This is a genomic window from Marinobacter pelagius, from assembly GCF_900114925.1.
GTDB lineage: Bacteria > Pseudomonadota > Gammaproteobacteria > Pseudomonadales > Oleiphilaceae > Marinobacter > Marinobacter pelagius.
On record NZ_FOUR01000001.1, the window covers coordinates 343424 to 369165 of the forward strand.

The following is a 25742-nucleotide window of genomic DNA, read 5'->3' on the forward strand; positions in this document are numbered from 1 at the left end:
ACACCATTCCGGTCCCGGCCAATCCTGTTTGACGTCATGGCCGTAATTACGGGACATTCCACCGTAGAGTGCACCGTAGAAGGGGGACACATACGTTGCAAACACTTTACTGGTTTACGCGGGACCTGCGCCTGCACGACAACGCCGCCCTACTGGCCGCCGCCCGCTCGGACATGCTGCTGTGTGTCTACGTGGTGGATCCGCGCTGGTTTGCCACTGGCGGGCTTCAGAGCAAGGCCATGGGCAGTCACCGCTGGCGCTTCCTGTGGCAGAGCCTGATGGCCCTGGAACGAAGCCTCAGGCCCATGGGGCAGCGTCTGCACATTGCCTTCGGCCCGCCGGAACAGGTCATCCCCGAGCTGGTCCACGCCCATGGCATTGGCCGGGTTGTGCGCTCGCGCCTGCCGGGCACCGAGGAAGCGGCCCAGTGGCAGGCACTCAAGGCGGCGCTGCCTGGTACCGTGTTCCAGCAATTCGAGACCCTGTCCCTGTTCACTGAGGGGGCGTTGCCGATGCCCCTGGCAGAGCTGCCTGACACCTTCTCCCAATTCCGTAAACAGGTTGAAAAAACCGGGCACCGGTACAGCGAGCAGATGCGCATCCGCACCCTGACTGCATTACCGCCGGCCCCCGGTTTTCCCGAGGACAACCGGGGTGAATGCCCGCCCATCCCGGAACCGGTGCACCCGCTGCAGTTCACCGGAGGCGAGGACGCCGGCCTGAACCGGCTCCGGGAGTTCCTGTTCATCAATCACGGCATTGCCCGTTACAAGGAGACCCGCAATGCCCTGGATAGCTGGGACGCCTCCTCCAAGCTGTCGCCCTGGCTGGCCAATGGCTGCCTGTCGGTACGGGAAGTGGCTGAGAGCATTGCCGAATACGAGCGTCGTGAAACCAGCAACGAGTCCACGTACTGGCTCTGGTTCGAGCTGTTATGGCGGGAATATTTCTTCTGGTATGCCCTGAAGCACGGCGCCAACCTGTTTCGCCGGGATGGCGTGCAACGCAAGCGGCGGCCTGCAACCTTCTATGGCCACCGCTTCAAGGCCTGGTGCGAGGGCAACACCGAGTACCCGATCGTCAATGCCGCCATGAACCAGCTGCGGGAGACCGGCTACATCAGCAACCGGGCCAGGCAACTGGTGGCCAGCTGCTTCGTGAATGAACTGGGACTGGACTGGCGCTACGGTGCGGCATGGTTCCAGGAGCAACTTATCGACTATGATGTAGGCAGTAACTACGGCAACTGGCAGTATCTGGCCGGTGTCGGCGCCGACCCCCGGGGCTTGCGCCAGTTCAACCTGGAAAAACAGGCGAACCAGTACGATCCCTGCGGCACCTTCATCGATCGCTGGGGTGGCCATGCCGAACAACCCGTGGGACTCCATACCGTTGACGCAGCTGACTGGCCCCTGTCATGACGAACCCTGAACCGAATGCTTCCGCCGCCACGACCCTGGCCCGCATCCTGGATACCGCGCAGCCGGGCAGTGTTCTTTGCTGCGGCACGACCGCCCTGGACGTCGCCAGATTCTGGTGCGACCAGAAACCGGATACCAACCTGCAAATCCTGGACACATCCGACCCAAACGCCGACCTGCCGCCGGGTAGCGTGAAGGATCTGGCCCTGGTAACCGATACCCTGGAGCACCTGCCCTTCGACGAAGGGGCGCTTCTGCTCGGCCAGTTGCGCAACTACGGCACCCACCAGATTGCCGTGCTGGTCGGAGAGACACCCGACTGGGCCTTTACCGACTTCATCGGCCTCGGCTTCCGGCGTCACGCCGAGATCGACGCGGATCAGGGCCCGCTCACGCTCTACACCTACAACCTGGACAGCTACAACCACAAACGGGCCTGGAACAATCCCGACAACTGGGCCAATCCGGAAATGTGGGGGAAGTCGTGGTGGTAACCAGTCCGTCATCAGACAAGCTCAAACCCAGTACCATCCGCATCGGCCGGCGCTACCGGGCCAAACGGCTCGACGGTCCCTACGACGCCATCGTCATCGGCTCCGGCATCGGCGGTCTTACCACCGCCGCCTGCCTGTCCAAGGCGGGCCAGAAAGTCCTGGTACTGGAACAGCACTACACCGCCGGCGGCTACACTCATAGCTACGCCCGCAACGGTTATGAGTGGGACGTGGGGGTGCACTACATCGGCGATATGGGCTCGCCCCACACCCTCGGCCGCCGCCTTTTCGATTACATCACCGATGGCAAGCTGCAGTGGGCGCCCATGGACGAGGTTTACGACCGGTTCTACCTGGGTGACAAGGTGGTCAACCTGCGGGCCGGCAAGGAAGGTCTGCGCCAGTCCCTGCTGGAAGCTTTCCCGGACGAACGGGAGGCAATTGACGGCTACATCCGCCTGCTGGGCAAAGTCTCCGATGGCATGCAGTGGTACACCCTGTCCAAGCTGACCCCCGGCATCCTGGACCCGCTGATTCATAAAGGACTGGATGTTGCACTGCCGGACTGTTTCAACCGCACCACCCGCGAAGTGCTGGGCGAACTCACCGACAACGAAGAACTGATCGGCGCCATCACCGGCCAGTGGGGTGACTGCGGCGTCACGCCGAGTCATTCCAGCTTCATGGTGCATGCCCTGATTGCCAAGCACTATCTGTACGGTGGTTTTTACCCGGTCGGCGGCGCTTCCGAGATTGCCAAAACCATCATTCCGGTGATCCAGGCCTCTGGCGGCGAGGTCTTCACCTACGCCGATGTCACCGACATCCTGCTGGAGAAGGGGCGCGCGGTAGGCGTTCGCATGGCCGACGGCGAGGAGATCCGGGCACCCCGGGTCATCAGCAACGCGGGCATCATCAACACCTTCGAGAAACTGTTGCCGGAGGAAGGCCGCCAGATCGCCGGCTACCGGCACAAGCGTGAGCACATTACCCCGTCCATGCCCCACATCGGCCTCTACATCGGCCTCAAAGGCACGCCGGAGGAGCTGGGACTGCCCCGGACCAACTACTGGATCTATCCGAGTGCCGACCACGACGACAACGTGGAGCGCTTCCTGAAGGACCCGGACCACAGCGAGTACCCCGTGGTCTATATCTCCTTCCCTGCCGCCAAGGATCCGGATTACCAGAACCGCTGGCCGGGCACCTCCACCATCGAGATCGTCGCGCCGACCACCTGGGACATGTTCGAGCCCTGGCAGGACACCACCTGGGGCAAGCGTGGCGAGGACTACGAGACCCTGAAAGCCCGGATCACCGACCAGCTGCTTGAGATCATGTACCAGAAACTGCCCCAGCTGCGGGGCAAGGTGGACTATGTAGAGACCTCCACGCCGCTGTCCACGGCCTGGTTCTGCCGATATGGCCGGGGCGAACTCTATGGTCTGGACCACAACCCCGAACGCTTCGAACAGGACTGGCTCAGGCCGAAAACCCCGATCCCGGGACTCTACCTGACCGGCCAGGACATTCTCACCTGCGGCGTGGTGGGCGCAATGATCGGCGGACTCATCACAACCCTGGCTATCCGGGGCTGGCGCGGAGCCTCCTTGGCCAAACGGATATTTGTGGGATAATTTCCGGACACTCACCCGGTCAAAGGACAGGTATGGCATTGTTCAGCGAAAAGAAGGCCCGCCAACAGTTGGATGCCGAGGCATCGAAAGTCCACCGCCAGGATCTGGAAACCCTGCTGGACCGGCAACGGGCCATCGAGGACAAGGTCAAGGGCAGTGGCAAGCTCCAGCGCTTTGGCACGGACATCAAACTGATGTTCTCGATGATCCGGGATTACTGGTACGGCAACTATCGCTCGGTACCCTGGAAAACCATCGCCGCGGTCGCCGGGGCCCTGCTCTACGTGCTTAACCCGCTGGACTTCATTCCCGACTTCATTCTCGCGGTCGGCTTCCTGGATGATGCCGGCGTGGTCGCCCTGTGCCTGAAGCTGGTGGAGTCCGATCTGCACCGCTATGCCGCCTGGAAGGAACAGCAGAAAACAGATCAGGGATCACGATCCGACAAAGCCGGATAGGGTCAGCCTGCCTCAGCGTTTATCGGTATCCCGTGAGTTCCATGTAGCCCTCTCCGGTATGACTGCCGGAGATATCGACCGGGCTCTCCCAGTAGGGGTAGAGGCCCTGATTCGTGTAGTCTCCCGGAGGCGCGGACAGCTCCAGGTGCACACCCTGTTCCGGCAGTTCAATCCGCCAGCGTACCGGCACGCCCTCGCGTTGCTCGATCGCCGACAGGGCCAGCTGCCCGGAATCCAGGGGCTGTACCTGGCCGCTTGCCGGAATCCAGGTCCCCGAGACGAATGGATTCCCTTCCTCCCGCAACCGGAAAGCCATAAGCTTGTCCCCCGAATCCAGGTGCAGGGCAAACCAGTCCCAGCCCTGCTGGCCGGTCTTGAGAAACTGGCTGCTCCACTCCCGGTCAAACCAGCCCCGGCCCTTCACGGCCAGCGACTGGTCCTCAAAGGTGACTGTGCCGCTGATGGCGATGTCCACGTAACTGAAATACATCGAGCCCTGACCGCTATCGGATTTGGCGCTGAAACCGTCGATGCCGTGGGCCACCGGCTGGTCGTTAATGGTCAGAGTCAGGTCATAACCGAAGCTTTCATCCTTCACCTGAAGCCGCCATTGATCCTCAGAGACAGATTCCAGCTGCCACTGATCCAGCCACACGGAAAAGGGCCGGGCCTCGGCCCCTGCGTTACCCACATCACCCCGGGCCAGACGCTCGGCAAACACGTGTTTCCCATTCCAGCTCACGGCGGCGTGGGCCATCCAGGCCGCTTCCAGGGGCCAGGTTTCAGGCTCAGGTATTGATCCAGCCTCCCTCGGCACCAGTGCCTGCCGGAACTGGGTCCATTGCAGCCCCAGCGGCTCGCCGGATTTGGTTCTCAGGTTTGCGGTCAGATACCACCACTCGATGCGATGGCGCGGATGGGGGCCCAGATCCTCCGGGAACGTCAGGCCGGTGTCCGGTCCGGGCTGCAGATAGGACAGCTGTCCGCCCTCATTCACACCCTCAGCCAGTCCGGCAAAACCGGCCTGTTCCGGTTCCTGCGAGCAACCGGCCAGCACCATCCACAGCAGGACCAGCATCGTCCGCCTCATCGCTCACCTCCTGTCAGGCTGCTGGCCGATACCGGCAAGGCCGCCCCGGCCCGCAACTGACGTCCCATGAGCAGGGCGATGCCCAGGCCGATCAGCAGGCTGAGCCCGATCAGCTCCACCCAGAACCCCGGGTAGACCGCCATCGGCAGCGACCAGCCGAAGGCCAGGGGATTGATCCGATGCACCAGGACCCAGGTGAGCCAGATGCCCAGCGGCAGTGCCAGCAACGCCACGCTGCCGGTCAGCCCGACGGACAGGCGGGTCAGCTGCGCCGCCACCTCGCGACGGGACAGCCCCCAGGTAGCCAGCAGCCGGAAATACCAGTTGCGGCCGGTGAAGAACACCCAGCCCATGACCAGCAACGCCAGGGCGGCCAGGGTCAGGGTAAGGACCGTCATGGCGCGGGTCAGCAGGAAGGTCTGATCGAACACGCCGGTGGCCAGAGCACGGATTTCCTCGTTGTCGCGGACGGTCATGCCGGAAACCTGCCAGACCGCTTCGAGACCGCGGATCAGTTCGGCCCGGGTCAGGGTTCCGGGGGTGATAGAGAAACTCTCGAAGTCCGGCCGGAACTGCTCCGGAAGCAAGGCGCCACTGATCAGTATCTCGCCGGCAGGCCGGCCATAATCGGCGTAGACCCCAGAAATCGGCAAGTTCAGCTGTTGGCCGGCCACCTCAAGTGCGATGCGGTCGCCGACACCGAGTTCCAGCCGTCGCGCCAGCTGCTCATTCACCAGCACACCTTCCCCGCGTGTCAGGGTCGCCCAGGGATCATCCTCAGCATCAAGCAAATCCCAGCTGGTGACCAGGGAGGAAACCGGTGACAGTGCAAACAGGTCCACCGGCGTTGGGGCGCTGCCAGAGACCGATACGCTGCCACGGCCACGGATCACCCGGTGCCAGACACCACTCGTTTGCAGCTCGGGCTGCGACGTCAGCCACCGGGCGGCGGCCTCCCCCGACCGCCCTTCGGGCACCGCAACATACAGCTCTGCCTCCAGGCGCTGCCCGAGCCAGCGATCAAATGTGTCTTCAAAGGTGGTGACCAGGGCCTGGATCGCCAGCACCATGGCGAGGGTGAACTGCAGAGCGACAACCGGCAACGCCAGCTGCCGGGCCATGACCGCCAGCTCCCGGTAACGCCACCGGCTCAGCGGGTCAGCGCTGGCATCGGCGGCGCGGTCAGCCAGCCGGTTGATCAGGGCCGGGGTGAGCAGGCCGGCACCGGCAAAGACGATAGCGACCGCCACGAAAACCCAAACCAGGGACGGGCTCAGCAGCGCCAACACCAGACCGGTGACCAGAAACCCGCCGGCCAGCTTGCCCTTGCCCCGGCTGCCGGCAAGACGATGGGCGCCAGGCACCAGGAAATCGGCCAGACAGGCCACCAGCACCACGGCCATCATGGTAAACGCCGGCGCCAGCCACTGGCCGGGGGCCGCGTACAGGGGTGCGTCGAACAGACCCTCAAGGGAACGCCCGAAGCCCTGTCCTAGCAGGCCCGCCAGCCAGCTGCCAAGCCAAAGGCCCGGAAGAATACAAAGCGCGGACAGGACCAGAAGTTCCACCACCAGCCAGCGATCAATCTGTGCCGGAGGTACCCCGAAACGGTGTAACAGGGCGAAGCTGTCCCGGCGCTGGACGATGCCCAGGCGATAGACCGAGCGCAGCAGCAGGGCAGTGATCAGGAGCACCAGGATTCCCAGGGCATCCAGGTTAAGCAGGAAACTCTCACCCAGCTCTCCGGTATCCGGGCCCCTGCTGAAGTCTGCAAGCCGGTACCCGGCAGGCACGGCGTCGGCTGTCACCTCCCCTGCGGCAATCAACGCCAGGGAAGGCGGGGGCTCGGCAGCTGGTAACTCGCGGGCCATGCGTGCGGCTTCACTGATGTCGACAAAGGGTTCTCCCTCAAGCCGGATCTGTGAATTACCAAAGGCACCGCCCGCCCCCCCGAAACAGGCCGCTGCAAGGGGATCAACGCCAATGACCAGCCCCACATCGCCCTGCCGGGGCACTTCCAGCCAGGGCATGACGCAGAGACCCGCCCGGCGAAGAGTCACGAAATCACTGACGGTCAGCGCGGCACCGTCCACCCGCACCACCTGCTCCCGCCCGGCAATCACCTGTTCACTCTGGGACAGGCTGGTGCGCGCCTGCTCGGTGAGCTGTCGCACTCCGGACCAGAGTGTGGTCGCCACCAGGATCATCAGGGCCAGTGCCGCCAGTTGCAGGGGGTGGCGGCGGTAATGGCTGAACACGGCGGCAAAGAGGGTCATGGTGCTGGACCGGCCTGGTTCCCGTGCGCCAGGTCGAGGGTAACCTGGCACTGTTCGGCCAGCTCCGGATCGTGGGTGGCCAGAACAAGTGCGACACCGGTTTCCGCCTGCAACCGGAACAGCTCTGCCGTGACTTCTTCAGCGGTGCGGCGGTCCAGGCTACCGGTGGGCTCATCCGCAAGGATCAGATCCGGGTTCATGGCAAAGACCATGGCCAGGGCCGCCCGCTGGCGCTGGCCACCGGACACCTGATCCGGATACCGCTCGGCCAGCTCGCCGATACCGAGGCGCTCGAGCCAGGTCTGGCACTGCTCCAGGGGTTGTTCCGCCAGTCGGGCCCGGAGCCGGACGTTGTCCAGCAGCGACAATGCCGGCATCAGGTTGGCTTCCTGGAACATGACTCCGATCTGGCGCCGCCGAAGCCGGGCCCAACGCTTTTCCTGCTGTCCTGCCGCTCCCGCCTCCCGGTAATCAAAGCGTTCGCCCAGCAGGGTAATCACACCGTTGTCGGGCCGCTCCAGGCCACAGAACAGGTTCAGCAGAGTACTCTTCCCGGAGCCCGAGCGGCCCATCAGAGCCAGGGATTGCCCCGCGGCCAGGGAAACAGACAGCCCGGAAAACACCGCGATCCGTTCGGCACCGCTGGCAAAGGTCTTGCTCAGATCCCTGGCTTCCAGTACCGGCTGGTTCATACTCACTCCTGCGCAGTCATGACTGGGCCCCGAGGGGTTCGGCATGGTCACCGTGGCGCTGGGCCCGCCACTCGCGGAACTGCTCCAGCCAGGACAGCAGTGCCGGAATAACGAACAGGACCAGCAGGGTCGAGAGACCCAGACCGAAGGCAATGGAGGTGGCCATGGGAATCAGGAACTGGGCCTGAAGTGAGGTTTCGAACAGCAGCGGCAGCAACCCGCCGATGGTGGTCAGGGAAGTCAGCAACACCGCCCGAACCCGTTGTACCGCCGCCTCGTTCAGGGCCTCCTGGATCTCCAGCCCCTTCTGCCTCTGCTGGTTGTAGAAGGAAACAAGGATGATGGCGTTGTTGACCACGATCCCGGACAGGCCAAACAGCCCGAACAGGGACAGGATGGTCAGCTGCAGCCCCATGATCCAGTGGCCCAGCAGTGCCCCGACCAGGGCAAAGGGAATGATGGCCATCACGATCAACGGCAGGCTCCAGGAGGCAAACACCCAGGCCAGCACCACGTACATCAGGGCCAGGCCAATCATCAGGCCGGTTTTCATGTCCGCCATGGTTTCCCGCTGATCCGCAGCCCGGCCCTCGAAGCTGTATCGGACACCATAGCGATTGGCGATATCCGGCAGGGCTTCGGCCTGCAGGCTGTCCAGGATCTGATCGGTGGTGGCCACCCGGGTGTTCAGGGCGGAGGTGACTTCCACCGCCAGTTTGCCCTCGGCATGGCGCAATGCCTGGAAGCCCTGGCGATGATCCAGGTTCATCACCTGGGACAGCGGCACGAAACGGCCATCGGGAATCCGGATGGTCATACGGGCCAGGGTCGACAGCCGTTCCCGCTGGTTCCGTGGTAACTGGACGCGCACTTCCACCTCATCCCGTCCGTCCTGGTAGATCTGGGCGATGCGACCGTCAAAGGCCGCCCGCAGCTGCCGGCCCAGGTCGGCGGTGGTCAGGCCCAGGGCCTCGCCGTAGGGGCTGACCTGGTAGATCAGCTGCTCCCGGCCCCAGGGCATGTCGTCTTCCACATCGAGCACGCCAGGCAATGTGGCCAGTGCCTGGGCCAGTTCGTCGGCGGCCCGCTTGAGGCCCTCGGCATCGTTGCCGGTCAGCCGGATGTTCACATCCCGGCCGGGGGGACCGGCCTGGCGCTCGGAAATGGTCAGGTTATCGATGCCCGCGGGCAGCGACAACCGGCTGCGCCAGGCCTCGATGAACGCCGGATTGCGAACCGAGCGCTGATCCGACGGCACCAATTCCACCAGCATGGAACCCAGTTCGTCACCATTTCGGGAGGTACCCTCGGCACCCTGGGTTGCCCCCCGGGTCGTCACTGCATGCAGGATCAGATCACCGCCAAAGGCCTCTTCGGTCTCGTTCAGCGCCCGCTGCATCTGCTCCAGGAAGCGGTCGACGGTATTCTCGTCGGTACCGGCGACGAAACTGGCATTGGCATAAAACACCGAGGGCTCCGGGGTCGGGAAGAAGTTGAACCCGAGCCGACCACCGGCCAGCAGGCCCACGGTGACAATGGCCAGGGCCAGGGCGCTGGCGACGGTCACGGCCCGGTACTTGAGGCTGAGACGGGAAAACCGCCGGAAGCGGCCCTCTCGAAACGCATCGAAACGTTGTTCGAATCCCTTGCGCAGACGCGCCACCGGATTCGGCTTGCGGGTATCCGCTTCTGCAGAGTTGGTTTTTGTTCGGCGCGGAACGAAGGCATGGCGCAGGTGCGCCGGCAAGACGATGAAACATTCCACCAGCGAGGCCACCAGCACGCAAATCATCACCATCGGAATATCGCCCAGGATATTGCCGATCACACCGCCCACCACCAGCAGCGGCATGAAGGCGGCCACCGTGGTCAGCGACGAGGCGAGAACCGGCCACACCATGCGCTTGGCCGCGCCTTCGGAGGCGTAGATCGACGGCTCACCCATGCGGGCATGGGCATCGGCGTCCTCCCCCACCACGATGGCATCGTCGACAATCACCCCCAGCGCCATGATCAGCGCGAACAGGGAGATCATGTTGATGGAGCCACCTGCCAGCCAGAGCACCGCCAGCGCCGCCAGGAATGCCGTGGGAATGCCCACCGCCACCCAGAAGGCCACCCGACCCGGCAGGAACAGGTACAGCAGGCAGATCACCAGCACCAGGCCACCAAGACCGTTGTTCACCAGCAGCGAGATACGGTCGTCCAGCAGCTGCCAGGTTTCATCGTAGACCTCGATCTTTACCGAGGGCGGCAGCACCGGTCGGGTATCCGCCAGCCAGCCTTCCAGCACGTTTGCCGCCGCCAGGGAGTTGCCGTTTTCCGCCCGCTGGAGCTGGAGCTCTACCGCCGGCATCCCCTCGTTCTCGAGTGTTGTCTGGTTATCCCTGGATTCCTGGCGAATGATGGCGATGTCACCCAGCCTCAGCTGGATCCGGTCGCCGCTGAGTACCGGTATCGTCTCGAAAGCCTGGGGACTGCGCCGCTGCTCCACGGAACGCAGTTCCCGGGTGGCGTCCTGCTGCGCCAGCAAACCGGCAGGCAGGTCCCGGGAGATGGCAGCGACCCGGTCGGCAATCTGGTCCAGGGACAGGTTCAGGGATTCCAGGCGCTCTACCGGCACATCGATGCTGATCTGCTGCTCCGGAAGCCCCCGGATATTGACCCGGTCAATGCCCCGCTCCAGCAACTCGTCCTCGTAGCGATAGACCAGCTGGCGCAATTCACTGCGATCCATATCGCCATACACCAGCAGGCGTGCCACGGGTTCATAGCGTTCCACCCGGGTGACCTGGGGTTCCTCGGCATCGGCGGGGAAGTTATTGAACTCATCCACCTGCTGGCGCACGTCATCCAGCGCCTGGATTGGATTGGTGCCCTCGTGGAATTCCAGGGTGATCGACGACACGCTCTGCGCCGAGGTGGAGGTCATTTTTTTCAGGCCGTCCACGCTGCGCAGCCGTTGCTCCAGGGGATCGGTAATCCCCCGCTCCACGTCCTCCGCCGATGCCCCGCTCCAGACCACCCGAACACTGACCACGTCCAGGGCGAAGGTGGGAAAAAACTGGATATTCATGCGGGTCAATGCCAGCGCGCCGCCGAGCAGCATCACCAGCATGACCAGGTTGCCCGCCACCCGGTGGTGGACAAAAAATCCGATCAGCCCCTTCCTGCGTTTCATTGGCCCGACTCCCCGGCCGGCTCAGCCACGGTCACTTTCAGGCCGGTAATGGCATTGGGCAGGTGGGTGGTGATCAGCCGGCTTCCGGGCACCAGGCCCTCTCCGGCAATCAGCAACTGGCGCTCGCCGTTGCTGCTGCGGGCTTCGCCAATCCGTTGTACCTCCACCCGCTGCATCCGGCCCTCATCATCCATCAGGTAGACACTGCCCGCGCCGTAGAGGGCGCTGAAGGGTACCGCCACCGTGTCGGGCCTCGGCGGCCGTTGCAGAACCACCGGCAGCAAGCCGCCCGGGCGCAGCCCACCGGGCTCACCGATCAGCTCCAGGATGGCCTCGGTCCCGGCCGGGTCCGCCAGGCCTGCGAACCGGACCAAGCGGAACTGGTGGCCGGTGTCGGCTGCCGCCACCAACTGGTCACCCCTCGCAAGGGCGTCGAGCAGCTCTGCCTGAAACACTTCCGGCACCCGCGCGCGCAACTCCAGCCCCTCCGTCGGATAGATCGATAACAGCCGCTCATTGCGCGCCACCTGATCGCCGGTAGCCACCTGGATGCCGGTAACCACGCCATCGAAGGGGGCAACCACACGGGCGCGCTCGGCATCCCGCTGCACCGAGTCCAGGTTGGCCCGCGCCTGCTCGAGCTTGGCCTCCAGGCTCTGAAGTCTTGCCGGGTGCTCGTCAATGGCCCGCTGCCGGGTGCTGACCGTAAGCTCGGCCCGGGCCAGGCCATCGGTGGCCGCTTCCAGGTTCTCCCGGGAAGCCAGGTTCCGCGCCACCAGGGACTCGATGCGCTCAAACTGCCGGCGGGCGTTCTCCAAAATCGCCTGCTCGCTTTCCAGGGCCCTGCGATCATTACGGAAACGCACCTGCTCGGAACGGATCTGGGCCTCCAGGTCCGCCACCTGGGCCCGCGCCTGCGCCAGAACCGGGGCAATATCGGCATCGGACAGCGCCAGCAGCAGGTCTCCCTCCCGGACGTCCTGGCCCTCGGCCACGGGCCGCTCGGCAACACGGCCAGCCAGGGTCGCGGTGATGTCCACCTGTTCCGGTGCCACAATTTCCCCATACAGGGGCAGTATCGGTGTGTGGGTACCCGGCTGCACGGTTTGTACATCCACCTGCCAGCTGCGCTCGGACGCACTCACTTCGGCCGGCTCCGGCCGGGTCGCTTTCAGGAAGACGAAACCGGCAACGCCGATGGCGAGAATGATCAGCGGCAAAAGACGTTTAAGCATCAGTGATTAGCCTGTCAGGTTGATCGCGGGGCGACACGGAAAAGTATTGAATCTACTATACAATCTGGAGTCCCGTTCAGATTCCCCCAACCAGGGGGGTGCGTCATTTTTTCGCATGTGGAGTAGCGCCGGTCATGGAATCCCACGTCAACCTGTTCCTGGTGACAAGCATGAACGTGGCGATCGTGTGCCTGGTTGTCGTGCTCCACAACGCCGTGCTGGTCCGCCTGAGCGGACTGTTGTCCACCATGCGCCAGAGCCATCATTTCCGTCTCATTGTTGCGGTACTCGGGTGTCTCGCCGCCCATTCTGCCGAAGTCTGGCTGTTTGCCACCGGCTTTTACTATATGCATCACGCCCCGGGCTGGGGTGAGCTGATCGGCAACTTCAACGGCACCCTTCTCGACTGTGTCTACTTTTCGTTCACAACGTTCACCACCCTCGGTTACGGCGACATCGAGGCCCTCGGCCCGCTACGCTTCCTGACCGGAGTCGAGGGCCTGACCGGCCTGGTGCTGATTACCTGGAGCGCCTCGTTCCTGTTCGTGGAAATGCAGCGTTACTGGCCTACCCGATAAGCCCTGTCAGAGCCATTTGCAACGGGCCAGGTTGTAGTAAAGCAGTGGTACCACAATGACCGTAAACAGGGTGGACATGGCCAGGCCGAACACCAGCGAGATGGCCAGACCGTTGAAGATCGGGTCGCTCAGAATAAAGTAAGCGCCTACCATCGCGGATATCGCGGTCAGGGCAATGGGCTTGATACGCACGGCACCGGCGAGGACCACCGCCTCACCCAGCTCAACCCCCTCATCCAGCAACTGGCGGATGAACACCACCAGCAGGATGGAGTTACGCACGATGATCCCGGCCAGGGCAATCATGCCGATCATGCTGGTGGCGGTGAATTCCCGTCCCAGCAGCGCATGACCCGGCATGATGCCGATCAGGGTAAGCGGGATTGGCGCCATCACCACCAGGGGCAGGATGTAGGACCGGAACTGGGCCACCAGCAGCACGAAAATCATGAAAATGCCTACGCTGTAGGCCGCCCCCATATCCCGGAAGGTTTCGTAGGTAATCTGCCATTCGCCGTCCCATTTCAGGGTACCCTTCTCGGGCAGCGGGGGCTGGCTGATGAAAAACTGCTCCGGGGCATCCGGGTCCTGCTTGAGTCGGTCGACCATGGCGAACATGCCGTACAGGGGCGAATCGATCTCCCCCGCCATATCCGCGGTCACATAGGTCACCGGTAACAGGTTCTTGTGGTAGATCGCACCCATCCAGTCGGCTTCCCAGACCTCGGCGAAGCTGGCCAGCGGCACCAGCTGGCCACTGCGGCTGCGCACCTTCACCGACAACAGCGCCGAAGGCTGGGCTTTGTCACCCTCTCCCAGGATTATTCGGATCGGCACCGGGTATTTGGCATGATCATCGTGCAGAAAGCTGACCCCACGGCCACCCAGTGCCGTCTGCAAGGCACCAACCACCTGGGCCTGAGAAACACCGAGTCGGGCCGCGCGGGCCCGGTCAACCACCACTTCCCATTGCCGCGTCGGCGCTTCCAGGGTGGTGTCGATGTCCACCAGCCCTTCGATTTCGGTCATGCCCTCGGCCACCCGGGTCGCCAGTGCGGCCCGCCGCTCATTGTCCACCGCATAGATCTCAGCCACCACCGGCGACAGCACCGGCGGGCCGGGTGGCACCTCGACCATCTTGACCTCGGCATCGTAGCGGTCGCCGATTTCCGTCAACGGGCCACGCAGGGACTGAGCAATGGCGTGGGATTGCCGGTCCCGGTTCTCTTCACCCACCAAATTGACCTGGATATCCCCGTGGTACGGGTCACCGCGCAGGTAATACTGCCGTACCAGGCCATTGAAATTGATGGGGGATGCCGCGCCGGCATAGGCCTGCCAGTTGGCCACTTCGTCCACGTTTTCCAGGTAGTGGCCCATTTCCAGCAGCACCCGCTGGGTCTTCTCCATCGGCGTGCGCTCGGGCATGTCCACCACAATCTGCAGTTCGGACTTGTTGTCGAACGGCAGCATTTTCAGGATCACTGCCTGGAATACCGGCAGCGAAGCCGCCCCGACCGTCAGCAACACCACCCCCAGAGCCAGGAACCGGCGCCGCCAGGAGTGATCCCCCAGGAAGGGCGACAGAAGTGTGCGGAAAATCTTCAGGGCCAGCGGGCTGACACCCTCCGCGGAATTCGAGGCGTCGGCTGCTTCTTGAGCGGCCTGCCCCTTCTTGTGCCGCAGCAGGCGAAACGCCAGCCAGGGTGCGACCACAAAGGCCACGATCTGGGAGATCACCATACCGGCGGAGGCATTGATCGGAATCGGGCTCATGTAGGGCCCCATCAGGCCACTGACAAAGGCCATGGGGATCAGCGCGGCCATGATGGTCAGGCTGGCCATGATGGTGGGGGTGCCCACCTCGTCCACGGCTACGGGGATGATGTCTTTCACCGCCCGGCGGGAGTTCTGGATCCGCCGGTTGATGTTCTCGGTAATGACGATGCCATCATCCACCAGGATGCCGATGGAGAAGATCAGGGCAAACAGGGACACCCGGTTGAGGGTGAAGCCCCAGGCCCAGGAGAACACCAGGGTCAGCAGCAGGGTGATCAGGACCGCGATCCCGACAATCAGCGCCTGGCGCCAACCCATGGCCGCCAGCACCAGGATCATCACCGCCAGGGTGGCAGAGATCAGGTCGGTAATCAGTTTGCGCGCTTTCTGGGAGGCGGTCTCACCATAATCCCGGGTGACCAGCACCTCCACTCCCATAGGCAGGGCGCGGTTACGAAGCAGTTCCAGCCGCTCCTGGATCGCGGTGGTGATATCGATGGCATTTTCACCGGGCTTTTTGGCCACCGCCAGGGTCACCGCCGGATAGACCTCTCCGGGTTCACCGATAGCTCCGGTCTGCTGGCCGGGTCCGAAACCGGTCATCACGCTCTGGTCCACCACGGTACCGCCCCGGCGAATCTCAGCGACATCCTCGAGGTAAACGGCAGCCCCATTGTGCATCCCAACCACCAGGCGACGGACATCTTCCACCGTCTCCAGCAGAGTGCCAACCTGCACCGGAATCGACAGGTTGTTCCGGGTAACCCGGGACTCCTGGCTACTGGTGTTGGCCGATTGCAGGGCATTCTCGACATCACCGACGGTGAGCTGGAAACCCGCCAGCAGCGCCGGGTCAAACAACACGTCCACCCGATCCGGCACGCCACCGACGGTGTAAACATCCCGGGTACCGGGCACCCGCTTGAGGGCTACTTCCAGCATGTGCGCCAGCCGGGTGAGTTCCTCGCCGGCGTGGCGCCCGGTGGGATCGAACAGGGTCAGGGTCATGACCGGCACATCGTCAATGCCCTTGGGTTTGACCACCGGCTGGGTGGCGCCCAGGTTGGCCGGCAGCCAGTCCTGGTTCGAGTAGACCTGGTTGTAAAGCCGCACCAGCGCTTCCTGGCGTGGCACCCCCACCTCGAACTGGACGGTGATCACCGCCTGACCCTGGCGGGAGACGGAATAGACATGCTCAACGCCCTGGATTTCGCTCATCACCTGTTCGGCGGGCGTGGCGATGGCGCTCTCCACTTCCCGGGCACTGGCGCCCGGAAAGCCCACCATGATATCCGCCATGGTTACGTCGATCTGGGGCTCTTCCTCCTTGGGCGTGATGATCACCGCCAGCACACCCAGGACAATGGCCAGCATTGCCAGTAAGGGTGTCAGTTTGTTGTCCTGAAAAACCCGGGCAATGGCGCCGGAAGGTCCGACGCCCGGCAGTTCCTCGCTCACTGGCCTGCCTCCCCGCCAGCGTCCGCTGAACGGGACAGACTCAACCGGTCACTGCCCACCAGGATCTGCGGGTTGCGGACAATCCGCTCGCCCTCGCTCAGTCCCGCCAGTACTTCCAGGCGCTCCCCGTCCTGGGTGCCCACCCGCACCTGACGCAGGCGGGGCCGATCCTGCTCATCCAGCACAAACACGGCCCTCAGCTCGCTGTGACGGATCAGGCTGCTGGCCGGAATCCAGAGCGATTCACGCTCGCCTACGGGCACGCTGACCTTGACCAGCATTCCCGGGAACAGGGAGCCATTGGGCTCGGTCAGGCGCATCCGCAAGCGGAACGTATGGGTCGCCGGATCGGCGTAGGGATAGAAGGTCATCTCGCCGGTTTCCAGTAACCGGCCGTCCGAGAGTGCCACGCTGGCCCGGCGCTCGGAGCGGGCCAGGTCCGCGTATTTCTGGGGCAGATCAACCACCACCCGCAACTGTTCCAGGGAAAGCCCGCTGAGCAGCGGCTGGCCGGGATTGACCGCCTCCCCGATTTCCACGTGCCGCTCGGTCAGGATACCCCCGTAAGGCGCCACGATGCGGGTATAGCTCAACTGTTCCTCGGCCTCGGCAACCGCCGCCCGGGCCCGTTCCACCCGGGCCCGGGCGGCGGCCAGGTTGTTCCGGGCCTGATCGAATTCCTGGCGCGACACCAGGCCCCGCTCATGGACCGCCTCGATACGTTCGAACCGCTGCCGGGCATCGGCCAGCGCCGCGGTGGCTTCCTCCAGTCCGGCCCGGGCCTGGCTCAGCCGAGCCCGCTGTTCACTGTCTTCCAGCTGAACTATCAGGTCTCCCGCCGCCACCGAATCGTCCACATCAAAAGGAAGCTCCAGGACGGTGCCACTGGTCTGGGCCGAGACGGTGCTTTGCTGAACGGCCTCGATAACGCCATCCAGGTGAACCGTCTCCTCGATGGGAGCACGTTCGACCTGGACAACTTCCAGTTGCTCCTGCTGGGCGAGTGCCAGGGCGGGCACCAGCAGGGCGACGGCGGCCAGCCAGGGGTGAAAACGCGAACGGGTAACCATGGGCAGCTGATTCCTTTGGGTTATTTGCTCATAACTACATGGTAACAATCGTTACACCACACAGGAACGTAGTCGTAGACAAGCATAGCCCATGGCTTTCGGAGTGCTTTGATATGACACAAAAAAAGCCCCGCATGGAGGAGTTGGATCCATGCAGGGCCGAATGTCACCCGCCGGCTATGAGAAGCGGGTAACCGCCATACTTTGACTTACCAGCGAGCAGTCAGTGCCGCCCGGAATGTCCGGCCCGGCTCGTTGACCCGGTAGACTTCGCCGGTAAACAGGTCTTCGCGACTGACATGGGGTGCCCAGGTCTTGTCGAACACGTTATCCACCGCCCAGCTCAGGGTCAGGTAGTCCATCAGCGGATGGCTGCCGTTCAGGTTGAATACGCCATAGCCCGGGGAAGTGCTCGGATCGAGGCCGGACTCCTCATCAATCCGGTCCTGTCGGCGCGCCAGCATCCATTCCGCCTGGACGGTATGACCCATGTGGTGCCAGCCCAGGGTCTGGATGTACTGCACAGGCGGAATCTGCGGCAACGGCTGGTCGGTGTCGTTATTGGTTCCCCGGACACTGGCCAGTTTGCCGGTGGCACTCCAGGTACCGTTGCTCCAGCCCAGTTCGCCCTCGACACCCAGCAGGCGGGCATCGATATTCCGGTAGCGGATCACGTCTGGTGTCGGCTCGTAGCGCAGCACGAAATCGTCCACTTCATCGACCCAGATCGCCGGGCGCCAGTGCCAGCCATCACTCTGCCCGGCCAGGCTCAGTTCCAGCTTGTGGTGTTTCTCGGTTTCAAGATCCGGGTTGCCGACCCAGGCCATGCCCTTGGTGACATAGCGCTCGTTGACGCCGGGAGAGCGGACGCTGTGGGAAGCGGTCAGTTCCAGGGTGTTGAGCGGCGAGACCCGCCATTCGCCGGTCATGAAACCGCTGATGTTGTCATCGGTGGCTTTGGTATCGGTTACGCCATAAACATTCTCGTAGATGGATGCCGGCGACATGGGCATCGCATCCGGGTTCATGGTGAACGTCTCGTCAGCCCGATTGGCGTCCATTTCCACCCGGTCATAGCGGATGCCCGCGCCCAGGCGCATGTTGACCCGGATACGGTGGAAGGCTTCGGCAAACACCCCGACACGATCACGCTCCACATCCGGCCACAGGAAGGAAGCCTCGTTGGTCAGATCCATGCCGTTGTACATGGTGGCATCCCAGGTGTTGCTCTCGACGTCCACACCGACAGCGATGTCCTTGGTGTAGTCGATGGTCTGGTCCAGCACCAGCCGGGCGCCCTGGGTCCGGGTTTCCGACAGGGTCTGCATTTTCATGGGCATTCCCATCATCACCGGCGGCTCACGCAGGCTGAAATTGTCCATCACGTGATCCACATCCGCCTGCCAGGCCATCAGGTTCCAGCCACCATTGGCCACTGGCGCACCCAGTTCCAGGCGGTACATGTCGGTGTCGGTCTTCGGCGCATCCATGCCGGAGGCGTATTTCACATCCCGCTCTTCCTGGCGGCTGACCATGCCTTTCACATAGAAACCGTTGTCTGCCGTCCAGGCTCCGTCAACGCGGCCCTCGGTGTTTTCGAAGGCACTCCGGACCTCGTTGCCATCGCCGTCCTCGTAATCGTCGGCTTCTTCGTAACCGGCAGACAGCCGAAGGTAATTTTCACGATCGCCCACCGCAGCACTGCCATTGACCAGTTTACCCTCACCGTTATCGGACCCGCCGATGGTGAGGTGACCGGTCGTGCTATTACCGTCGGCAAAGGTCGGCGCCGCCGTCGTGGCCACCACCTGGCCACCGGCAATGGGGCCCCAGCGCAGGGTACGGTTGCTGGTACGGACTTCCAGCACCTGGGGTAACGCGGAGCTCAGCCGGCTGGTGGGTGGATCCATCCGGTTAGGGCAGGCACCTTCCACCCGCATGCCGTCCAGCAGCACATCGACCCGTTCCTGGCCCTGACCATGGATCACCGGGTCCAGACCACGCCCGCCCAGACGGGAAAGCGATACCGAGGGCTCCGAATCCAGCCGGGACACCGGCTCCGACGCCAGGGCCGCTTCAGACAACCGGGCCGCCTCGGCGGACTGGCCTTCGGTGACCCGGATCAACAACTGGTCATCATCCTGTACCTGGGAAAAAGCGGGGGCAGTGGCACATCCGGCCAGAATCAGGCCGATAATGCGTGCCAGGGGTTTCTCGGTCATGCCTGGAGGTTCCTTACCATCACGGGAGTGGAAAAATCGGGTTAATTGCCGGTAATAATAAAGACAAACCCGGCCACGGGCTTGGGACACAATGCCGCACCCCTTTGTAGGTATTCCAAAAGGTAGGCAACGATGTTTTTTTGGCCTCCCACTTGCCAAAGGGTGCGCCCTTGTGGTGCAATCTTTGCCCTTTTTTTCTGGGCTGCCGCATTTTTGTGCAGCTTTCAATACGTGCATTCCGAGGGCTGACTACCATGACAGTAAAACTCGACGAGAAGCTGGAACCGATCTTCCAGGACGTCTTGCATCGCAATCCGGGCGAAAGTGAATTCCATCAGGCCGTTCACGAGGTTCTGGAAACACTGGGGCCCGTCCTGGTGAAGTATCCGGAATTCGCGGACAAGAAAATCATCCAGCGCATCTGTGAACCCGAGCGCCAGATCATCTTCCGGGTACCCTGGCAGGACGATAAGGGCGAGATCCACATCAACCGTGCCTTCCGGGTCGAGTTCAACAGCGCCCTGGGCCCCTACAAGGGCGGCATGCGTTTCCACCCGTCCGTTTACCTGGGCATTATCAAGTTCCTGGGCTTCGAGCAGATCTTCAAGAACGCCCTGACCGGCCTGCCCATCGGCGGCGGTAAAGGCGGCAGCGATTTCGACCCGAAGGGCAAGTCCGACGACGAAATCATGCGTTTCTGCCAGAGCCTGATGACCGAGCTGTATCGTCACCTGGGTGAGTACACTGACGTTCCCGCCGGTGACATCGGCGTGGGCGGCCGCGAGATCGGCTACCTGTTCGGCCAGTACAAGCGCATCACTAACCGCTATGAGTCCGGTGTACTCACTGGCAAGGGACTGGACTGGGGCGGCAGCCGCGCCCGTACGGAAGCCACCGGTTATGGCACCGTGTTCTTCACCCAGGAGATGCTCAAGGCTCGTGGTGATTCCCTGGACGGCAAGACCGTCGTCGTTTCCGGCTCCGGCAACGTGGCGATCTACGCTATCGATAAATGCCACGAACTGGGCGCCAAGGTTATCGCCTGTTCCGACTCCCAGGGCATGATCGTGCATGAGAAGGGCATCGACCTGAAGACCCTCAAACGCATCAAGGAAGTGGAGCGTCGCCGTATCAGTGCCTACACTGAGTTCCACAAGGATGCCAAGTACGTGGAAGACGGCAACATCTGGAGCGTTCCGTGTGACGTGGCCCTGCCCTGCGCCACCCAGAACGAGCTGAACGGCAAAGACGCCAAGACGCTGATTGAGAACGGCTGTATTGCCGTGGCCGAAGGCGCCAATATGCCAACCACTCCGGAAGGCATTGTCATCTTCCAGGAGGCCAAAATGGCCTATGGCCCCGGCAAGGCTGCCAACGCCGGTGGTGTTGCCACCTCCGCACTGGAGATGCAGCAGAACGCCAGCCGCGATTCCTGGACCTTCGACTACACCCAGAAGCGCCTTGAGGAGATCATGATCGATATCCACAAGAACTGTTTCGAGACCGCCGCCGAGTTCGGTGCGGAAGGCAACTACGTGCTGGGCGCCAACATCAATGGCTTCCTCCGTGTTGCCAGGGCGATGGACGCCATGGGTGTAATCTGATCCGGCCATGACCAGCAACGAGCCTCTCCAGCCGACCGACCGGGTCTCCACCGGCCTGGCCGGACTGGATGAGGTTCTGGATGGCCTTCGAATCGGCGATAACGTGGTCTGGCGGGTTTCCAACCTCGACGACTATCGCCGCTTCGTCCTTCCCTTCATCGATGCCGCGGCCCACGCGGGCAGACAGATCATCTATCTGCGCTTCGGGGAACACGCTCCGATCGTATCCGAACACCCCGCAGTCCGGGTCATTCATATCAACGCCCTGGGCGGATTCGAAAGCTTCACCAGCCGGATCTGGCGGCTGATCGAAGAGCATGGTCGCGGTGCCTTTTATGTTTGCGACTGCCTGAGCGAATTGCTCAATGCCTGGGCCACCGATGCCATGGTGGGCAACTTCTTCCGGGTCGTCTGTCCGTTCCTGTTCGAGCTGGACACGGTCGCCTGGTTCGCCCTGCATCCGCAACACCACTCCCGCATGACCCTAGACCGGATCCGGGAAACCACCCAGGTCATGATCGACGTACACCGGGATGGTGCAGAAGTACAGATTCACCCCATCAAGGCCTGGCGCCGGCAATCCCCTACCATGTTCCTGCCGCACCGGGAACAGGGCGGCCGCTTCGAGCCGATCACCGACAGTAGCGACGCAACCCGCGTCCAGGCCAGCCTGGAACTGGAATATCTGCATCGCCAGCCGCTGCTGGATTACTGGGACAAACTGTTCCAGGAAGCCGGCCGGGCCCTGGCCAATCACGAGCAACACTGCGTGGACGATCTTCAGGACCAGGTCCTTAAGGTGCTCATCAGTCGCGATCCCAAGATACTGGAGCTGGCCAGGCGCTACCTGAGCCTCGAGGATCTGCTGACCATCCGCAGCCGGATGGTGGGCAGCGGCTACATCGGCGGCAAGGCCACCGGCATGCTGATTGCGCGCAACATTCTGCTGCAGGAGGATCCGGATACCTGGAAAGCCTGCCTGGAACCCCACGATTCAAGCTACCTGGGCACCGACGCCTATTACGCCTTCCTGGTCCACAACGGTCTGTGGCCGTCGGTCATGCGCCAGCGCTCGGAGGCCGGCTACCTTGCCGAAGCCCCGGAATTACAGCAAAGCATCCTCAAGGGCGGTTTTCCCGACGAGATCCGCTCTGAGCTGGAGCGCCTGCTGGATCATTACGGCCAGTACCCGATCCTGGTGCGGTCCAGCAGTCTGCAGGAAGACGGTTTCGGCAATGCCTTTGCCGGCAAGTACGACAGCGTATTCCTGGTCAACCAGGGCGGGCCGGAGCAGCGACTGGCGGCACTGGAAGACGCCATCCGGCAGGTCTATGCCTCGTCGATGAGTGAGGATGCCCTGGTGTATCGCCGGCAACGGGGCCTGCATCAGCGGGAGGAGCCCATGGCTCTGTTGATCCAGCGGGTGAATGGCCGTTTTCACGGCCGCTATTACCTGCCGGACGCCGCCGGGGTGGGCGTCTCTCGCAATACCTTTGCCTGGGACAGCAGCATGGACCCGGAGGCGGGCATGGTCCGGCTGGTCATGGGGCTTGGTACCCGGGCGGTCGACCGGATCGAGGGCGACCACGCCTGTGTCATGGCCCTGGACCAGCCCGGCCGTCACCCGTTCCGGAACCAGGATGAAAGCTACCGCTTTTCCCAACACCTGGTGGACCTGCTGGACCTGCAGGAAGGCGCCCTCACCACCTGCCCCCTGAGCCAGCTGGCGCAGGACGTGCCGGCCCTGCCCCTGCCATACCTGGCGGAAGTGGACCGTCCGGCCAGCGAACGGGCGGAGCAGCTCGGGCTGGCCGGGCCGGTCTGGCGACTGACGTTCACGCCGCTGGTGAAACGCTCCCGGTTCATCGAACGCCTGTCACGGCTGCTGAAAACCCTCGAAGCCGGCTACCGACACCCCGTGGATGTGGAATTCACCCTGCACCTGGACCGCCAGGGGGAGCCATCCTTCAATCTGGTACAGTGTCGCCCCCTGGCCACCATCGGCGAAACCGGGCCGGTCACCCTGCCGGAAGAGCCGGACCCTAAGCGGGTGCTGTTCCGTACCGAAGGTCATTTTATGGGCGGCAACATCAACCTGACCCTGGACCGGGTGATCCGCATCGACGCCTCGGTCTACTCCCGACTGACCACCGGTCAGCGCTACGAGGTCGCCAGGCTGGTTGGGGAAGCCGTGCGCCAGGGCAACGGCCACACCCTGCTGATCGGCCCCGGCCGCTGGGGCACCAGCAGTCCCGAGCTGGGGGTACCGGTGCGATTTGCCGACATCACCGGGGTATCGGTGCTGGTGGAAGTATCGGAAAAAGCGGGGGATATGGTGCCGGATCTGTCCTATGGCTCACACTTCTTCCAGGATCTGGTGGAAACCGGCACGGCTTACGTGGCCCTGTTTCCGGACGACAGACAATGCCTCTACCAACCCGAACTGCTGGAGCCGGCACCCCGGCAGACCGAACCCGAAGTCCGACCGGAGGATGCCATTCTGGTTACCACCACAGTTGATCGGCCACTGCATCTTCGTGCGGATGTGATCAGCCATCGACTGATCTGCTACTTCGATGATTGATCCTCGACAAGCCCGTTGAAAACAAATCTGCCGCAAGCCGTGACTGTTGATAGAATCCGAACCATGGAATGGCTCACTCACTCTCAAACCGGTATTCGCCAGGCGGCCCGCTACCTCCTCGGCATGCGGCTGGCCATCGTAACGATCCAGCTGGTCGCCCTCGCTGTTGCGGAATCGATGATCACTCTGGCGTACGAAGCCGAGGCACTCTTACTTTGCCTCGGTTACGCTGTGCTCGCCACCCTGGGCTGGCTCTGGTTCACCCGTCGCCCACCGGCCTCATCCCTGGCCGTGAGTGCCGGGTTGCTGGCGGATATCGTCCTGATCGGCAGCTGGCTGTTCCTGACCGGCGGCTACACCAACCCCCTGGTTTCCCTCCTGTTGCTGCCCATTGCGGTGGCGATCATCCTGGTTCCCCTGGGCCAGAGTATCGCCATTACCATCAGCGGTATAGCCGCCTACACGGCCCTGGTGCTCTGGCACACCCCGATTACCCACGGTCAGCACAATGACAACCTTGCCCAACTGCACCTGTTCGGCATGTGGGCAACCTTTGCTTTGACCGCGGCCATACTGTTGCTGGTGGTTGGTGCCCTGGCCCGTCGCCTTCGCAGCCAGCAGTTGCAACTGGCACAGTTTCGGGAAAACCGCCTTCGGGATGAGCAGATCATTGCCCTCGGCCTCTCCGCCGCCGCTGTGGGCCACCGGCTGGGGACACCCCTGAACACCATGACCCTGTTGCTGGACGAGATCCGATCGGAAACCGGTCGAAATAGCCCCACTGAACAGACCGGTGCCCTGCAGGAAGACCTGGACACCATGGAGCAGCAGATCCAGCTGTGCAGCCAGCACCTCCAGCAGCTCACCCGCGCCGCGGTGGAGGCCCGATCCGCCCGCCAGGAAACCCTGACGGTGGAGGATTGGCTGTTGCGCCTGAGGGAATCGGCCACCCTGCTCTGGCCATCCGGCCCGATCCACTGGCAACAACCGTTCCCGAAAGCGCCGGTGGCCGTAGACGCGACCCTCGACCAGGCGGTACTGAACCTACTGGCCAACGCCCTGACCGCGAGCCCGGCCTGGGTCGGCGTGGCGGCCCGCAGCGGCGCTCCGGGCCGGATCGAGATTGTCGTGGAAGATCACGGGGAGGGCCTGGAGGCTGCCCTTGAGGGCGCTCCGGGGGAAGAAATCGTGGATTCCAGAAACGGACTCGGTGTCGGCCTGTTCCTGTCCAATGCCACGATCCAGCGCCTGGGGGGCACCCTCAGGGCCAGGGCCGATGAGAACGGCACCACCATGGTCATTGATTTGCCGGAAGCGGACTCTAACGGAGACAGCGCATGAGCCAACATAACCTCTGGCTGATTGTGGATGATGACGCAGCCTTTCTGCAGGTACTGCAACGTTCCCTGGCCCGCCAGGACATCGAGGCGGTGCCAGCCACCAGCGGGGCGGAGGCCCTCGCCCTGATCGAAGCAAGGGATTTCGGGCGTTGCGTGCTGGATCTCAACCTTTCCGGTGAGAGCGGCCTGCAGTTACTGCCGGAATTGCTGGCCCGCAGGCCGGATCTGGAAATACTGGTTCTGACCGGCTATGGCAGCATTGCCACCGCGGTCGAAGCCATGCGCCGGGGGGCTATCAATTACCTGTGCAAACCGGTAACCGTGCATCAGCTTGTCACCGGCTTCGAGCCACTGGACGCGCCACCGGAGCTACGCCCGGAACCGCCTTCAGTGGAAGAAATGGAGTGGGAGCACATCCAGCGTGTGCTCAACGAGCACGACGGCAATATTTCCGCCACCGCCCGTGCTCTGAACATGCACCGTCGCACCCTCCAACGCAAACTGCAGAAACATTCCCGCTGGCGCAGCTGAACCGAGAGCGGGAATCGATACTAAAACTGACATCCGTCAATTTCTGGCAGGCAGCAGCCCGTGCCAACCGGCCTGACTTCGGGTAGCATCTT

Annotated in this window: 17 protein-coding genes; 9 read left to right on the forward strand and 8 right to left on the reverse strand. The window is 63.1% G+C overall.

The window, feature by feature from the left end; all coding sequences use genetic code 11:
• Positions 1–95: 95 nt before the first annotated feature.
• The 4 genes from BM254_RS01580 to BM254_RS01595 are packed head-to-tail and all read left to right on the forward strand — an operon-like array spanning position 96 to position 4010.
• Positions 96–1421, forward strand: coding sequence for a DASH family cryptochrome (locus tag BM254_RS01580; protein ID WP_091997879.1), 1326 nt, complete (start codon positions 96–98; stop codon positions 1419–1421).
• Positions 1418–1915, forward strand: coding sequence for a DUF6231 family protein (locus tag BM254_RS01585; RefSeq protein WP_091997881.1), 498 nt, complete (start codon positions 1418–1420; stop codon positions 1913–1915). The genes BM254_RS01580 and BM254_RS01585 overlap by 4 nt, the downstream gene beginning before the upstream one ends.
• Positions 1909–3552 carry a phytoene desaturase family protein gene (locus tag BM254_RS01590; protein ID WP_245777355.1) on the forward strand — a complete coding sequence of 548 codons (1644 nt, stop codon included), beginning with the start codon at positions 1909–1911 and terminating at the stop codon, positions 3550–3552. The genes BM254_RS01585 and BM254_RS01590 overlap by 7 nt, the downstream gene beginning before the upstream one ends.
• A gap of 32 nt (positions 3553–3584) precedes the next feature.
• A complete protein-coding gene (locus BM254_RS01595; RefSeq protein WP_091997885.1) occupies positions 3585–4010 on the forward strand; it encodes a YkvA family protein in 426 nt (141 codons plus the stop codon).
• Positions 4011–4029: 19 nt separating this feature from the next.
• Here BM254_RS01595 and BM254_RS01600 read toward each other — a convergent pair whose 3' ends face one another.
• From BM254_RS01600 to BM254_RS01620, 5 genes are read right to left on the reverse strand one after another with little or no spacing between them, the layout of a single operon-like run.
• Positions 4030–5100 carry a lipocalin-like domain-containing protein gene (locus BM254_RS01600; protein WP_091997888.1) on the reverse strand — a complete coding sequence of 357 codons (1071 nt, stop codon included), beginning with the start codon at positions 5098–5100 and terminating at the stop codon, positions 4030–4032.
• Positions 5097–7376, reverse strand: coding sequence for an FtsX-like permease family protein (locus tag BM254_RS01605; protein WP_091997890.1), 2280 nt, complete (start codon positions 7374–7376; stop codon positions 5097–5099). Before BM254_RS01605 ends, BM254_RS01600 begins: the two co-directional genes overlap by 4 nt.
• Positions 7373–8068 (reverse strand): ABC transporter ATP-binding protein, encoded by a 696-nt coding sequence (locus BM254_RS01610; protein WP_091997892.1) that lies wholly within the window; start codon positions 8066–8068, stop codon positions 7373–7375. The genes BM254_RS01605 and BM254_RS01610 overlap by 4 nt, the downstream gene beginning before the upstream one ends.
• A gap of 16 nt (positions 8069–8084) precedes the next feature.
• The gene (locus BM254_RS01615; protein ID WP_091997894.1) at positions 8085–11249 is read right to left on the reverse strand and encodes an efflux RND transporter permease subunit; all 3165 of its coding nucleotides are present in this window, start codon (positions 11247–11249) and stop codon (positions 8085–8087) included.
• Positions 11246–12484, reverse strand: a complete 1239-nt coding sequence (locus tag BM254_RS01620; RefSeq protein ID WP_091997897.1) for an efflux RND transporter periplasmic adaptor subunit — start codon at positions 12482–12484, stop codon at positions 11246–11248. Before BM254_RS01620 ends, BM254_RS01615 begins: the two co-directional genes overlap by 4 nt.
• A gap of 134 nt (positions 12485–12618) precedes the next feature.
• Between BM254_RS01620 and BM254_RS01625 the strand changes: the two genes are divergently transcribed.
• Positions 12619–13062, forward strand: a complete 444-nt coding sequence (locus tag BM254_RS01625; protein WP_091997899.1) for a potassium channel family protein — start codon at positions 12619–12621, stop codon at positions 13060–13062.
• Between the two features lie 6 nt (positions 13063–13068).
• Here the strand turns inward: BM254_RS01625 and BM254_RS01630 are convergent, their stop codons facing one another.
• The 3 genes from BM254_RS01630 to BM254_RS01640 all read right to left on the reverse strand — a co-directional run bounded on the left by BM254_RS01630 (position 13069) and on the right by BM254_RS01640 (position 19591).
• The gene (locus BM254_RS01630; protein WP_091997901.1) at positions 13069–16299 is read right to left on the reverse strand and encodes an efflux RND transporter permease subunit; all 3231 of its coding nucleotides are present in this window, start codon (positions 16297–16299) and stop codon (positions 13069–13071) included.
• Positions 16296–17369: an efflux RND transporter periplasmic adaptor subunit gene (locus BM254_RS01635; protein WP_091997903.1), complete on the reverse strand. Its 1074-nt coding sequence runs from the start codon at positions 17367–17369 to the stop codon at positions 16296–16298. Before BM254_RS01635 ends, BM254_RS01630 begins: the two co-directional genes overlap by 4 nt.
• A 209-nt stretch (positions 17370–17578) precedes the next feature.
• Entirely contained in the window at positions 17579–19591 is a 2013-nt protein-coding gene (locus BM254_RS01640) for a TonB-dependent receptor domain-containing protein (protein WP_175497184.1), read from the reverse strand.
• A 254-nt stretch (positions 19592–19845) separates the two neighbouring features.
• Between BM254_RS01640 and gdhA the strand changes: the two genes are divergently transcribed.
• The 4 genes from gdhA (at position 19846) to BM254_RS01660 (ending at position 25650) form a co-directional block, all read left to right on the forward strand.
• Positions 19846–21195 (forward strand): NADP-specific glutamate dehydrogenase, encoded by a 1350-nt coding sequence (gene gdhA / locus BM254_RS01645; RefSeq protein ID WP_091997906.1) that lies wholly within the window; start codon positions 19846–19848, stop codon positions 21193–21195.
• A 7-nt stretch (positions 21196–21202) separates the two neighbouring features.
• Complete coding sequence (locus BM254_RS01650; protein ID WP_091997909.1) at positions 21203–23779, forward strand: PEP/pyruvate-binding domain-containing protein; 2577 nt, start codon at positions 21203–21205, stop codon at positions 23777–23779.
• Between the two features lie 63 nt (positions 23780–23842).
• Entirely contained in the window at positions 23843–25120 is a 1278-nt protein-coding gene (locus BM254_RS01655) for a sensor histidine kinase (protein ID WP_091997911.1), read from the forward strand.
• Positions 25117–25650, forward strand: coding sequence for a response regulator transcription factor (locus BM254_RS01660; RefSeq protein WP_091997915.1), 534 nt, complete (start codon positions 25117–25119; stop codon positions 25648–25650). The genes BM254_RS01655 and BM254_RS01660 overlap by 4 nt, the downstream gene beginning before the upstream one ends.
• Positions 25651–25742 lie beyond the last annotated feature (92 nt).